Origin of the sequence: Flavobacterium sp. SLB02, from assembly GCF_009664855.1 — a bacterium.
Classification (GTDB): Bacteria; Bacteroidota; Bacteroidia; order Flavobacteriales; family Flavobacteriaceae; genus Flavobacterium.
The window spans coordinates 825,079-838,676 of the sequence record NZ_CP045928.1; the positions used below are offsets into that span (position 1 = coordinate 825,079).

The 13,598-nt window shown below is 34.0% G+C and carries 9 protein-coding genes, 1 rRNA gene and 1 pseudogene; 6 read left to right on the forward strand and 5 right to left on the reverse strand.

The window, feature by feature from the left end; all coding sequences use genetic code 11:
- Positions 1-13: 13 nt before the first annotated feature.
- Positions 14-123, forward strand: a 5S ribosomal RNA gene (gene rrf, locus GIY83_RS03570).
- A 370-nt stretch (positions 124-493) separates the two neighbouring features.
- Here the strand turns inward: rrf and GIY83_RS03575 are convergent.
- Both GIY83_RS03575 and GIY83_RS03580 read right to left on the reverse strand, forming a co-directional pair.
- The gene (locus GIY83_RS03575; protein WP_208684756.1) at positions 494-1,516 is read right to left on the reverse strand and encodes a proline iminopeptidase-family hydrolase; all 1,023 of its coding nucleotides are present in this window, start codon (positions 1,514-1,516) and stop codon (positions 494-496) included.
- Positions 1,517-1,522: 6 nt separating this feature from the next.
- Positions 1,523-2,071 (reverse strand): GNAT family N-acetyltransferase, encoded by a 549-nt coding sequence (locus GIY83_RS03580; protein ID WP_208684758.1) that lies wholly within the window; start codon positions 2,069-2,071, stop codon positions 1,523-1,525.
- 137 nt (positions 2,072-2,208) lie between these two features.
- On the opposite strand from GIY83_RS03580, the gene GIY83_RS03585 reads away from it, so the two are divergent.
- Together GIY83_RS03585 and GIY83_RS03590 are read left to right on the forward strand one after the other, a co-directional pair.
- Complete coding sequence (locus GIY83_RS03585) at positions 2,209-2,646, forward strand: PepSY-like domain-containing protein (protein WP_208684760.1); 438 nt, start codon at positions 2,209-2,211, stop codon at positions 2,644-2,646.
- A gap of 522 nt (positions 2,647-3,168) precedes the next feature.
- Positions 3,169-4,677: a DoxX family protein gene (locus tag GIY83_RS03590; protein WP_208684762.1), complete on the forward strand. Its 1,509-nt coding sequence runs from the start codon at positions 3,169-3,171 to the stop codon at positions 4,675-4,677.
- Positions 4,678-5,122: 445 nt separating this feature from the next.
- On the opposite strand, the gene GIY83_RS03595 is transcribed toward GIY83_RS03590, so the two are convergent.
- Positions 5,123-5,611, reverse strand: coding sequence for a S9 family peptidase (locus tag GIY83_RS03595; protein ID WP_208684764.1), 489 nt, complete (start codon positions 5,609-5,611; stop codon positions 5,123-5,125).
- Between the two features lie 463 nt (positions 5,612-6,074).
- Between GIY83_RS03595 and GIY83_RS03600 the strand changes: the two genes are divergently transcribed.
- The 3 genes and pseudogenes from GIY83_RS03600 to GIY83_RS03610 all read left to right on the forward strand — a co-directional run bounded on the left by GIY83_RS03600 (position 6,075) and on the right by GIY83_RS03610 (position 10,755).
- Complete coding sequence (locus GIY83_RS03600) at positions 6,075-8,867, forward strand: hypothetical protein (RefSeq protein WP_208684766.1); 2,793 nt, start codon at positions 6,075-6,077, stop codon at positions 8,865-8,867.
- 43 nt (positions 8,868-8,910) lie between these two features.
- Complete coding sequence (locus GIY83_RS03605; protein WP_208684768.1) at positions 8,911-10,032, forward strand: serine protease; 1,122 nt, start codon at positions 8,911-8,913, stop codon at positions 10,030-10,032.
- Between the two features lie 57 nt (positions 10,033-10,089).
- A pseudogene (locus tag GIY83_RS03610) lies at positions 10,090-10,755 on the forward strand (IS6 family transposase).
- Positions 10,756-10,823: 68 nt separating this feature from the next.
- Here GIY83_RS03610 and GIY83_RS03615 read toward each other — a convergent pair.
- Both GIY83_RS03615 and GIY83_RS03620 read right to left on the reverse strand, forming a co-directional pair.
- Positions 10,824-11,591 carry a serine protease gene (locus GIY83_RS03615; RefSeq protein ID WP_208684772.1) on the reverse strand — a complete coding sequence of 256 codons (768 nt, stop codon included), beginning with the start codon at positions 11,589-11,591 and terminating at the stop codon, positions 10,824-10,826.
- 103 nt (positions 11,592-11,694) lie between these two features.
- On the reverse strand, positions 11,695-12,699 hold the full coding sequence (locus GIY83_RS03620) for a glycoside hydrolase family 75 protein (RefSeq protein ID WP_208684774.1): 1,005 nt from the start codon (positions 12,697-12,699) through the stop codon (positions 11,695-11,697).
- Positions 12,700-13,598: the final 899 nt, after the last annotated feature.

Here is a 13,598-nt window from a genome sequence, read left to right on the forward strand (position 1 = left end):
GCAAAAACGACCTTAAGGTGGTTATTGCGGCGGGGCTCACCTCTTCCCATCCCGAACAGAGTAGTTAAGCCCGCCTGCGCAGATGGTACTGCAGTTATGTGGGAGAGTATGTCGTCGCCTTTCTTTTAAAAACCCTGTTTCTAACGAAACGGGGTTTTTTGTTTTAGATGGGTTCGGGATTCAAACTAAAGTACGCCTGCATTGTAATTGAAAATTTTTAAAAATCACTACATGTGGCTAGGAGCAGGTATAATAATTTTAAAAGATGTAAATTTTCATCAGTATTTTTAATTGTAGCCCGGATTTCAGCTTTAATCAGACACATTTCGGTACTGATTTTACAAGATTGTTTAGTTGTAGAAGTGATATAACTAGACGAGATGATAAACTTCTTGCCAAATATAAATAAAGCTTCTCTTTGGGAGATTTATTGGAGTACCTATCCATTAAAACTAATAATTAGTGACTAAACTACTATTGTATATAGAATTGATTATTGGAATTTCTCTAAATCAACATCGGTTATGAATTGAATCACACCATTCATAAAGACTTTCTGATCGTCCCACATGGCCAGATGACTTCCGTTAGGACAGTATAAATACCTTCCTTTTTTAACTAGTTTACTTTGCTCTTCCATAGCTTTTGGATCCATGGTGTCGTAATTGGCTCCAATCATTAATGTGGGAACAGAAATTTCATGTAAACGGTTTTTAATGTCCCATTTTGCCAGACGACCGCTGATACCAAATTCACTAGGACCTTGCATTATGGTATAAATTTCATTGTTAATATGTTTGCTGGCGCGGTTGAGTCCATCTGGCCATTCTTTTAAACGACATAAGTGCTGTTGATAGTAATTGGGAATGAGCAATTCCATATAACGAGGGTTACCAAAGTCTTTTTTGGCTTCAAGTGCTCTGATTTCGGCTAAAACTTCAGGCTTCATTTGCTTGGCTAATACTTCATCGGCATATTTTCCGTAATCCGGGGCACTGGCCATCATGTTTGCAACTAGTAATCCTTTCATGTTTTGCTGATATTTTAGTGTATATTCCATGGCAAGAATTCCGCCCCAAGAGTTGCCCAGAACATAAAAATTATCTTTATCAGCTCCAATAGCTTTACGCACTTGTTCCACTTCTTCAACAAAACGTTCTGTTGTCCATAAACTACTGTCTTTTGGCTGATCACTGTAGTAAGATCCTAATTGATCGTACTGGTAAAATTCAAATCCTTCCCGTTGAAAGAAAGTTTCAAAACACTCCATATATTCATGGGTCATGGCGGGACCTCCGTGTAATAACAGGATCTTGATTTTAGGGTTGTTGCCAAAACGTTTTGTCCACACTTTAAGTTCTCCTACAGAAGTTTTTATCGGAATCATCTTTACACCTGCTGATTCTACATCATTGTTTTCATGATAAGTGAAATAGCTGGAAAGTGTTGTAGATTTTGTTTCATTTTTACAAGAAACGCTTAGAAAAGCAGCAATGAGAATGGCCAGATAACGCATGTATTTTTATTTAAGGTTTATAATTTCAATAGACTTTTTATCTTCTTCGGAGTGAAATAAATAGGCGTATACATCAAAGTGAGCATCATTGAAATGAAAGCTACTCACTTTTTGCATTCCCATTTTTTCATGCGCCTTTAAAGATGCTACATTGTCACTTTTGATAAATAGAATACCTTCCCGATTAGGTTCTAATTTTAATAATTCTTCAAACATAAGCTGCGCCAACCCTTTTCCGCGTTGGGTTTGACTCACGCAAATTGGCCCATAAATATACCAGTCAGCAGAGCCTGTATAAGCGCCTGACATGGCATCGACAATAGGAACTTTACGATTTCTGTTTACAGCTTTTGATGTGGTCAATAAAAAGCCAACAATTTCATTGTTAATAGTGGCGATAATCTGTGGCATATCGCTCATCATTTCCTGAATTTGATTGCGAGTTAATTCTCCGGATAATGTTCCGCCCTTAGAAGTTTGATTGGCAGTTTGCAGTTTTATTATTCCGTCTAAATCATTAATAGTTGCTAGTTTTATAGTGATAGGATTTGTCATAACAATTTTAAATATAATGAGTTACAATATAAGAAATGTTGTTCTTAAAATAATAAAGCTTTCTTAAATTGATTTGAATGTATTTTCGCTTGTTGTAAATTAGTGAAAGAAAATTACTAATTTTTAATATTAAAATCATGAAAAAGATAATTATAATTGCTGTATTATTGCTAGGTTTTGCAATATCGGCTAGCGCACAGAAGAAAATTGAAATTACTGAGTTGCCAAAACCAGCGCAGGATTTTTTAAAAAAGCACTTTAGTAAAAGTGAAATAGATGTTGTAAAAAAAGATGCCGAGCATGGTGAGAAAGGATATGAAGTCAAGCTTAAAGACGGAACAGAAATAGAGTTTTGGAAGGACGGTTCGTATCGCGAGGTAGATGGAGGAAAGAAACCGATTCCAACTGCATTTATTCCTGAGTCAGTAAAAGACTATGTAGCAAAGAATCATCCAAATGAAAAAATTACTCATATCGATTATGGACATAAGGATCTCGATGTTGATTTAACAAACAATATCGATTTGGAATTTACAAAAGAGGGTAAAATTTTAAAAGATAAAAAAGATAAATGATAGGTTGTTTGGCATTTAACAAAGCAGAGGCTTATATTTTTTTATCATCAACTACTACAAAATAAATTCCAAGAATGATTGAGTTTTGGTATTAGTTCCTTATAGGTCTTTTAAGAATATCATCTAGAGAAATATTAGGGAGCACAGAAACAAGAGCAGTCTATTCTTTTATTTTTTTAAGATTTATCAATAAATCTAAAATTAAATAAGCCCATTAAGCAACCCGCTTAATGGGCTTATTTATATACAGACTAAAATAATATCCCCAAAACTAAATCGAGAATAAATAGCTTAACAGTGTTTGTAAAAAAAACAACAAATTGCTTAGTAGATTAAATTCTATTAAGCATTTTTTATTTAATGGCTGATGCGAATTTAAATTGGCACGTTTTTTAAAACTTTTGGCATCTTTTGGCATCTTTTGGGTAACAATTATATAAAAAAACACTTCTAAATTTGTTTATGATTTTTCTGACGGCAAAGATTATTGCTTTGAAAAACAGTAATTTAAAAATTTAGATTATGAAAACATCTGTTCATATAAAAAGGATTTTAGTAGACTGTATTTGTTTACTCTATGGCTTATTATTTGTTTATGCATCGGTAAGCAAGCTTTTGGATTTTGAGAGATTTCAGGTACAGCTTGCACAATCTCCATTATTGAGCGCATATGCTTGGTGGATTTCCTGGATGGTGATCAGTATTGAGCTTTTTATTGCCTTACTACTGTTGTATAAAAGAACAAGAACTATTGCCTTGTTTGCAGCACTTAGTCTGATGAGCATGTTTACGGCCTATATTTTTATCATACTCCATTATAGCTCTTTTATACCCTGTTCCTGCGGAGGAATACTAGAGAAAATGAGCTGGGATGTACATTTGATCTTTAATCTTGTTTTTGTCTTGCTTGCCATTGTAGCCCTGTTGCTTATTGCAAAACAGGATGGCCTGATGAAAAGAAGGCTGCCAATATATGCTGGTGGTATAGCCTTTTTAATAGTTGGAAGTGTAAGTCTGGTTGTCGTGCTATTTTTATCTTCCGAGGAGATTATCCATCGCAAAAATCCTTTTATACGGCGTTATCCGCAAAGTTCGATTAAAGAAGTGCAGCAGGTAGATTTAAAATTTAACTCCTATTATTTTGCAGGGGCAGTAGGGGATGTGATATACTTGGGTAATTCCACAGATCCTCTTCATCTGCTGGCAATTGACCTGCAAGGACGCCAAAAAAGAATCAGGTTACATTTTGACCACAAGAACCTTGGTTTTCAGTCGATCAGAATTGCAATACGTGAAGAGTATATCTATTTGATGGATGGAACAGTGCCCTGCATTTTTAGAGGAAATACAAAGGACTGGAGCATCACCACTCAGCTAAAAGGAATGCCTAGATTCACCCTGGCCCAACCATTGGATAGCACCACCATTGCCTTTCGTAATAATACGGGCGCGAACAGGGCACATATACTGGGTGTTTTTTACGCAGGCACGAGCCCGAAAGTAGATTATGCACCCTGGCTTTTAACTCCACAAATTGACGGTATATTTGATACTGACGGTATGCTGCAGTACAACGCAGAAATGAAAATATTGCTGTACAATTATTTTTATAGAAATCAATTTATTGTGGCCGATACAAAAGGCAACCTCAAATTTACCGGACATACTATCGATACAATTACCAAGGCCAAAATAAAAGTAGCTTACCTTAAAGGTAATACCGAAAGGCAAATGGCCGCTCCTCCCTTTATGGTAAATGCAATGACCGCTACAAAAAAACATCTGCTGTTTGTCTATTCCAAAGTACCAGGAAGATATGATAGTGAAAAAGTCTGGCAACAGTCCTCTATAATTGATGTTTATGACCTGAAAAAGAAAAGTTATGTGCTGAGTTTTCCTGTATATGGAAATGAAAATAAAAAAATCCAGGCTTTGTGGGTGAGCTCCAGTCATCTATATGTTATCATTGATGCTGAATTGATCATTTATAAAATAAGTGGATTGCTTGAAAAAGAAATGAACAAGGCGTAAAAGGACCTCCCTGACGCATAAAAATATACTGGCCAGTATCAGGAAAAAGATCGAAAACCTGTAGAAAAAAGTAGATCACGTTTAACTTAATTTTATTATTATGAAAACTATATTTTCAAAAAAGGCAGTGCCTTTTGTAGTAGTGCTGGGTTTGGGTATCTCGGGAGCTTTCCTGACCACTTCCATGCAAAATGCCAAGTCCGCTCCAATTCCTAAGATTGGATATGTTGACGGGCCTAATGGACCTTGTACGGTTCCAGTGAGATGTAGCACAGACCTCAATGTAGTGTGCCGCGCCAGTTACGCTCCTCCGGGACAGATCGCCAAGGATAAGTTTGATGGTGATTGTACAGAGGTTCTGTACCGTCCAAGTAATTAATTTCTTGAACCCGGCAGGTAAAGGCAATGCAGTTCTTAAAGAGAACTGCATTGTTTTTTTTGTCTTTTATTTAATTGCCTCTGTAATCCAGGGGGCGGGTGTTTGGCCTTTAAGATAATAGCCAAACCATTGCTGTATCCGAAGGGATAAGTCTTTTTGATTGGAGGGATTAAACAAGGAGTGGGCCTCGTTGGGATAGAGCAGCATTACGTGTTTTTTCCCGAGCCTGCGCATGGCCAGGTAAAGCTCCACTGACTGATGCCAATCCACATGATTATCCTCTTTACCAGTAAAAGAGAGAAGGGGCGTGGTAATTCGATCGGCATACACCAAAGGAGAATTACCCTTGTAGAGTTCAGGTATTTCATAAGGGGACTGCATCATCCTGAGTTGTCCTTTTTGAAAATAATTCATAGTGGGACGACCTGATTTCCAATTTACAGTGAAATAATAGCTGGTAAGATCGGTTACCGCAGATCCCGCTACCGCCGCGGCAAACAATCCAGTTTGGGTAATGATGTAAGTAGTCTGGTAGCCGCCGAAGGAATGTCCCATGAGTCCGGCAAACCAGGTTTAATTCATAAAGGGTTTGATGAAGTAAGTGGAAAACATTTCTACAAAGTGTTTTTTGATAGTGAAACATAATCAAGAATACAATTATTATTGAGATTTTCGCAATCAATATTAATATTTGAATTAGATAATTTACTTTTTATAATTTAAATCTATAATGATTATTGGATAATATTTTTTTTTCAAAAACAACAAAAAAAGAAATCACAAGTCAAGTCTTCAGATAAGAAGCCGGAGTGCTATAAGTCCAGAAGGGCAGCCTTAGCCCTTATACGCTTGCAGGGGTCGGGGGGTACTACTTTGGCAGCCTTGTAATCCGTTTTTAATAAAAAACAATTCTAAAAATCAGTATTTATACGTGTCTGATTTTGAATTGATTATTGTAAATTTGGTAAGAATTTAACTGTTTAATCTTGAATTGATACCTAATTTAAATCAACGTCGAATGAAGAAAATTTTACTTTTGTTTTTAATTTTATTTTACAACACTACACTGCAGGCTCAGAAAACTGCTGCCGTTATGGGTGACGCCGCCATTCTGATAGATTTGCTAAAAAAGGATTACGCAAGTTTAAACCCTGAGACAAAATTTGGAGAGATAAAGAGTGACAGGGAAAGAGTAATAGGAATTTTTAAATCCTATCTGACAGATAATCAAAAGAAAGGCCTCCAGAATAATTCTTTACTGATTAACAATTTAATAGCATCGGATACCGCTTATACAAATGCCTTAAATACATATAATTCAGTCCTAAAGGTAAATATTTCCATAAATAATCAATATACAATTAAAAGTGCTAGTGAAGATCTTAAAACTTTACAAGCCAGATTACTAGAGAAAAAAAGAGACTATTATAATGAACAGTATTTTTTTGACATTGATCAAATGGAAAAAATTAAGGTTCTCTATACTGCTATAAATCCTTATCTGGAAAATGAAATCAAAATATTTTTAGAAAAATATAAAAGTGTCTCCGGAAATGGCATAGATGCATATGCCCAGAATAATTACCAGTCTTCGATCAATAAATCACTACCTTTTCTTGGTGGTGATCTTGCCTTTGAGACTATGATTGACGGTTTGAGCCGCTTTTTGGCCAAGAGAATAAAAGAGGAATTGACAGTTTACGCCATTGATAAGATAAAAACATATCTAAATAATCCTAAAGCTGAGAACTACAGTCAGGAGCTAATGGTGATACTTCCCAAAACAACTAATTATTTAAAAAGGTTTGATTCCAGCCAGCTGATGAATTTTACAAATGAAATGAAACAGCTTATCGAGCAGGATTTAAATAACATATTGGTTAATGCACAAAAGTTGAAAGATCTGCCAAAGATTCAGCAGTATATTGCAGGTAAGCCAGATCTTGAATTTGCATTTGAAGGACTTAAGGTATTATCGCAAATTTCCAAAGTAAAAAATCCGGTTGATTATTTTACATTTTTGGAAGAGAGCAAAGCTCTGGAAAACTGGAGATTAAGTGCTGAATCTTCGCCCCGAAAATATGATATTGCACAAGGCTTACGGTTAGCCTCGATGCTGGCCTACAGTTTGACAGTCATTGAAAACAGTGAGCCAAAGTTTGCTAGTATCGATTTTTTGGCTGGTTATGGTTCGCAGAATGATTTCTATCTTCTTTATTTTGGGTTTCTGCACCAGCAGAACATCAAGTATTTTAATATTGAATTCAGCGGTCATCGACATCTGAATTTTAAAACGCTAATGGATGAGTATACCTTTGATGATATTAAAAACGGAGCAGAAAATTTTAATTTTTTTAAAGATAATATAAACGATGCGGTGCAGTATGGTGAGAAAATTTATACTACGGCCCAGTCAATAAAGAAAAAGAATAAAAATGGCGAAGAAATCAAGTATGAAGAAATACATGGATTTGTAAACGAAATTATTGAATTGGCGGAAAAGATAGTATCTACAGGGGACCTGCTTGTTAAAAGTTATAGTAGTATAACCCATAACTCTGAAAGTGCTGAAATAAATTATAAGAAAGAATTGCAGTCTTATTTCGAGGTAGCAAAAGCAGGCAATGATCTTGGTTTGGATCTTCATCAAAAAAAATATACAAATGCAATTACCAAAGCCATAGAAATTCCGGTGCTTCTTAAAAGTAACAATGTTAGTCTTAATGATAATCTGCTTGGTATTAAATATTTAATAGAGCAACAGCATGATCTGCAGATTTTAAGCCAGGTTTTTGTTCCTAGTGTCTCATTTACGGATATTGAAAAATTACACGGCTCGCTGGAAATTATAAGAATTAGATGGAATGATAATTCTAAACTAAAAGCACTAAGTAACGACTTAATCTTTCTGGAGTCCCGTGATGGTTCAAATTATCAGCAGGCAGTAACTTTATTAAGAAATGATATTAAATTATATCAAAATGATTTATTAGATTATTATGGAATAGATTTGAAAAAGATAAAAACACAAGCTGATAATTTTCTGGCAGACAAGAATCAATCCAGGAATGTTAGAGAATTTGTGGAAAAAAAGATTGATGTCTACTCCATATCGATATTTGACAACAAGGTTTTACACATGCCTGATAAAAGTATCTCGGCAGGAAATGAACTGAGTGAAGCATTTTTAGCTTTTGCTCCTGCATTTGTGGAAAAAAGAAATATTTTAAAAGACGGGCAGGCACTAAAAATTATTAACTTTTTGAATGATATAGCACTTGCATCAACTGCGGAGGACGTAGAGAAAGCAATCGATGCATTTGCCCTTCCGGTTGGCAGTTCCAATCTAAAAGAAAGGGCGACAAGTTATTATTCAATTAATTCATTTCCCGGAGTGGTAGGTGGATGGGAATTCACAAGCGGGGAAGGGCCAGCAGGGACAATTGGATTTACAGCACCTGTCGGATTTTATTTCCAGCCTTGGGGCGCGTTTAGAAAAGGGGGCAGTGTTGGTTTTTTTCTGCCTATAATCGATATTGCAGCTCCTGTTCGTTTGCGCCTTGACGGCAGCAATGATACCCAGACCCTGCCTGAATTTGACTTTAAAGATATTTTTTCTCCAGGTTTTTATGTGATATATGGTTTTAAAAACTCCCCATTAGCAATAAATTTCGGTATGCAGTATGGACCAAAGCTGCGTGATATAACGGCAGTGGACGGTATAGTTAAAACATTAGACTCCTGCCGTTTGATGGCAGGAATTACCATTGATATCCCGCTTATTACCTTATCAGGAAAATACAAAGACTAAGATGAGATTTTTTGTTATATTATTTCTAATCGGGCAGTGGATTATGGGGCAAGATAAAGACTCAACAACCGGTGTCTGGAACGATGCAAAAAAATTAAAGATTGATAAGGAACTTTTTAATAGTGATGCAACAAAGAAAAGTTTTGATGAATCCTATATGCAGATCCTGCAGTTTGAACCAGCAAGTCTAAAGATTGATGTTGATTCAGCGGCAAAAATGATGATGCTTCAACAGTTTCAGCAGAAAAGTATTATCGATGCCGGTGCAAAGGAAACTAATGGAGGAACAATTACAATAGTGAAAAAAGCAAAAGACGGGAAGACTGGCATTATAGAAAGTGATAAGGAGATTGTAATTAAAAGATTACATGGTCCATCACAGTTTGACAGCAGAATTGAATTGCAGCAGCTTGATGTAAATACTCAGTGGCAGTTTGAATTGATAAAAAAAAGCCAGTCTGTGGCGATGATAGTGGAAAAAGAAAATTTACACCAGTTGTCAAATGATGTTTATGTACTTGATGTATCCCAAACACTTGGAGCTAAATACGGTCTGTGCAGAGATGAACCCTATAGTAGGCAGCCTTCATCGGGTATTGGAACTGCTTTTATTTTTAGTAAAAACAGTATGCTGACCGCAGGACACGTTTTTGAAAGACCTATTACGGATTATGTTATTGTCTTTGGATTTAAAATTTTGGTTTCAAGTACTTTGGTGCCTGATAACTATTTTTATAAAAAGGATATTTATTTTCCGCAGGCAGTAGTCAAAAAAGATGATGAATTGGATATAGTTGAATTTATAGTTAACAAGGATTTTGACAGACCAGTTTTAGAATGGGAGAAATCCTCAGATATTAAAAAAGAAAGCAGTGAGATTTATATGATTGGTCATCCTAGTGGCATTCCGACAAAGGTTGCATTAAATGCAGGAATTGAAGAAGATTCCCATCCTTTTTATTTCTATACTTCTTTAGATAGTTTTCAGGGAAATTCAGGATCGCCAGTTTTTAATCTGCATACTAACAATGTTATAGGGATTTTAACAGCCGGTGAAACGGATTATAAATTTAATGGTAATTGTTATTACAGTCCGGTATGCCGGCTTCCGTACTGTAAGGGTGAAAAAGTAGTGAGAATTGAAAAAGTAGTCGAGCACTTATAAGGTTCTGTCACATCTAAAGCTAATTTATATCTTTGCCTTTTTTAAATTCTTAAACTCATGAATACGAAAGGTTATTGCTATCTGAAGTCTAATATAGTGCAGGCAGTATATTTTAAGCTTAGGTTTACTTTAAGTTATCGAGATGTTGAAGAAATAATGAAGATTAGGGGTGTGATTGTTGATCATTCCACGATCCAACGCTGGGTTTATAAATTTACACCTTTCATTGAATCAGAGATGAAGAAGAGAAAGGTCAAAGTGGGGACGAGTTGGAGAATGGATGAGACGTATATCAAAGTAAAAGGTATTTGGTGTTATTTATATCGGGCTGTTGATAAATTAGGCAATAGGGTTGATTTTCTTTTGACCAGAAAAAGACAAAGAATGAGCGCTCAGTTGTTTCTAATTAAAGCAATTAGTAATAACTACAAGCCACGAGTAATAAACATTGACAAAAGCGGTTATAATACAGCAGCGATCAAAGTATATAACAAGCGTTCGTTCTCAAAGATTAAAATCCGGCAATGTAAATATCTCAACAATATTGTCGAACAGGACCATCGTTTTATCAAGTGGTGTATACAAAACGGATTAGGTTTTAAAAGTTTTGAATCGGCCAGACGAACATTGAGTTGAATTGAAGTTGTGCATATGCTTAGAAAGAATCAGATGGCTAATCCCGGTAAAACTATGTTTAAATCATTCTGTAAATTAAAATGCTAACTTTTAAATTACTTAAATATTTATATTTTAGTCTTTCAGCTTTAAGTTTTGTTGCATTTTAGATAGCTTTAAAATTTTGAATGTGTTTTAGTATTTATCCATGTGATAATGTCGGGTGTAATTTTAATCGCAACGTTTGTGTTATTGTCATCGAAAGCTCCGAAATCATTTCCACCATGATGAATGCTTACAATAAAGTTTCTGCCCTCCTTTTCAAACCACAATGGTGCTCCACTATCTCCAGTGCAAGTATACAATTTTTTATAAGAAAAGACTGTATTCGTTTGATCGCTTAGCAAATTATCTGACCAAGTGGTTTTTTCGACCAATGTATCGGGACGATCACATGGAAATCCTGTTAAATTAAAATTTATCCCAGCTGTACTTTCTATTTTTGAATAGTCGCATGGAATAAAATTAGTATGGCTTATATTTTTCAATTTTTCTAAATTAAATATTTTAAGTATCGCTATATCCTTATTTCTTTTATGCAAAAAACTTTGGTGATAGTGATAGATTTTGTAATTAGAAATTTTGATCCAATTCCCATTTAAAAAAAACTCAACTTTGGTGATAAATGGGCTGTACATTAAATTATGATTTGCGGTAATGATTAAATCGTTGGCAATAAAAGTACCAGTAGACAAATTTGTTCTTATAAATCCTCTAGTAACTCGAAGGTGGAAAATTCCGTTATAAGGGGAAAGTTTCTCATTTCCGCTTACAATATTTGTTCTGTTATTCTCCAGTCCGGCAGGACCACAATCTGTACAAATACCCTGCCCATAAGATAAACAACCAACCACTAAAAATATGAATGTTATGATTTGTTTCATGTGTTGAATAGTTTGTTGGTTCTAATGACTTATATAAATTATTAATTTTATGGTTTTAAACAGCATAATTCAGTTAGTCCCGTGCTGTCACTTATACTTTATTTTACGTGCAATTATCAATAAGTAGTTTTATAATTTCATCTTCACCTTTATACCCCTGCATTAAAAACCATTGTAGAATACGATCTTTAATACTCTCTTCTGTATATGGCTTAAGTGTTTTAAAATCCTTAGATTTTGGAATGATACATATTAATATATTTTCGCTGATTGCAAGAGTCTTGACAGCATTTTTGCCTCGTGGGATTTCAGATCCTTTAAGTTTCATGTTTAATAAGATTGAGCCCTCTCCTAGATTAGAACCAGGTCCTTTATCTCCAATAATAGCATAAACAATATTTTTTTTAATTGGATTGTAAGCTACAACTAGATCTCCTTTTGAAGCTCCATATTTTATTCCATCATTTAATACAATTGAAGGTATTTTAAATGGGTCTAATTGATTAGCGCACGAGCATTCACTTGTATCATTTCTTATACCATTATCTTCTGCTGTCATTGATGCAAAATAACCTTTAAATTGTTTGTTTTTTTCAAAAATGCAGGGTTTTCCATTTTTATTTACTAATACATTTTTCCAAACTATTTCATAACCCTCAATTTGTTTTTCTGGGAAACCTGCATCACGCCATTCTTCAAATACTTTATAAGCCAGTTTTATATATTCTTTCTTTTCTTTTTCGGTAATTTTAGTTGGATCAAACTTTACATTTGTTTTAAATCTTTTAGGATAATCACTTAAAGGTTTTTTAGGAATGCTTACGCATCTGCTATCAGAAAGTCTATAAATTGCGACTGCGTTAGTAATGTAGTTTAAAGCTAATGAATCTGCTCTTAAATCATATGGATGATAGGATAGTGGAGTACCATCTGTATTAATTGCCATATTCGTTTTAAATACAATAATTTTTATCTCTTTTAGATTCTCTAATAGTGTTACCTTTTTATTTTGAGGTTTAAATATATAAGAATCAGATAGCTTAAATTCTTGTCCATAAATTAAGCACGAAATTGAAAAAAGAAATAGAGTAATTACAAACTGTTTCATATTTTGATATATTTTGAAATTTATGCCAACTTGTGGATACTAGCTATACAATGATCAATATGTACCCATAATCATTTTATGCGTGATGAAGTATTATACATTAATTTAATTGCTTAAATCTATTATTAGAGAAAATTTGAAAATATGTAAAAATTATGGCAAATACTAAAGTTACAAACTGTAAATTCATCATACTCCAAGAAAATTTAGCTAAGAGTAATTTTTTTACTCTGAGTTTCAAAAACTCTTCATTAATTATCTCTTTGTTAAAAATGTCTTTATTCTTTATGAAGGATTCATTATCTTATATAGTTTCAATAAAGTTTTTTTTGATCTTCTAACTTAACATGTTTAGCTAATATAAAAGTAAAGTTCTTTTTTTATTAGAAATGAAACAAGCGTATAATTACCTGTTTTTGATTTTTTTATAGAATTGGATGAGGTATTAAAAAAAATGATAAAATCACCTTTTCAAATCATAGAATTTACTTTATAAATTCAAAAACTATTTTTGAAGAGTTTAGAAAAGTTTCTATTTAAGATTTCAAAAAAATAAGAAATGAGTGATTATTATATAAAAAATCCCATTGACTTAGCCAATGAATGGGATTGTTGTTTGATTTTAAGGACATTGTCCTATTAATTGTAGCATATTTATTCAAAAAAACTCATTTCTTTTTTCTGTATTTTTTTAAATAGTGCATATAGGTGTGGGTATACTTTATCTTGCTTTTGTATATTAATTCCAGAACGTGATTAGCAGGCATTTCATAAAGTTCCTCAAGTTTGAATACTTCCAATGGCATGAAAGGTTTTTGACTAATTTAACCTCTATACTGAATTTGTAAAAATGAGCTGATAATTTTAGAGGAAATCAGGTTGTAGAGAATACGAAATCT